1 protein-coding gene is annotated in these 658 nt (G+C 44.1%); it reads right to left on the bottom strand.

Annotated elements, in window-relative coordinates; translation table 11 throughout:
- Window positions 1–658, bottom strand: a 658-nt coding sequence (locus tag AC1M9F_RS14460) for an Ig-like domain-containing protein (RefSeq protein WP_481598112.1), incomplete at both ends; no start/stop codon positions are given.

The following is a 658-nucleotide window of genomic DNA, read 5'->3' as shown; positions in this document are numbered from 1 at the left end:
GTATCGTTTGTTGGCTTAAGCTCATCGATGGTTAATTCAGGCGCTACTGTGTCAACCTCGAAGCTCTCTGGCTGAGATTCACCTGTGTTACCTGCTTGATCTGTTGCTTTTGCAACTACGTCATATTCGCCATCTGCCAATTCAACTGATGGTGTATATGTCCATGTGTCACCTGTAACTGTCGCTGGACCTTCTGCAACAACTTGACCGTCTTTGTCTTTAACAACGACATTTACTGTTGTTCCTGGTTCAGTTGTACCTGTGATTTCTGGTGTTGTATCGTTTGTATCCGCAATTGGATCAATTGTTACATCGGTATCAGATGGTGCAGTTGTATCTACAGTTAATTTGCCATCCGCAGTTTCAGTAGCAGTATTACCTACCGCATCTTTCGCTTCAGCTTTAACTGTATATTCACCTTCTGGTAATTCTTCAGTCGGTGTGAACGACCAGTTACCTTCTGGATCTACAGTCGCATCACCTGTTGCTACAGGGTTGCCATCTTTGTCTAAGATTTCAACTTTTACTGTTGCACCTGGCTCAGTCTTACCTGAGATTGTTGGTGTAGTATCGTTTGTTGGCTTAAGCTCATCGATGGTTAATTCAGGCGCTACTGTGTCAACCTCGAAGCTCTCTGGCTGAGATTCACCTGTGTTAC

It is taken from the genome of Acinetobacter sp. ANC_7504, from assembly GCF_056779995.1.
The sequence above is the reverse complement of the archived record's forward strand: the minus strand, read 5'-3'. Positions and strand labels throughout refer to the sequence as shown.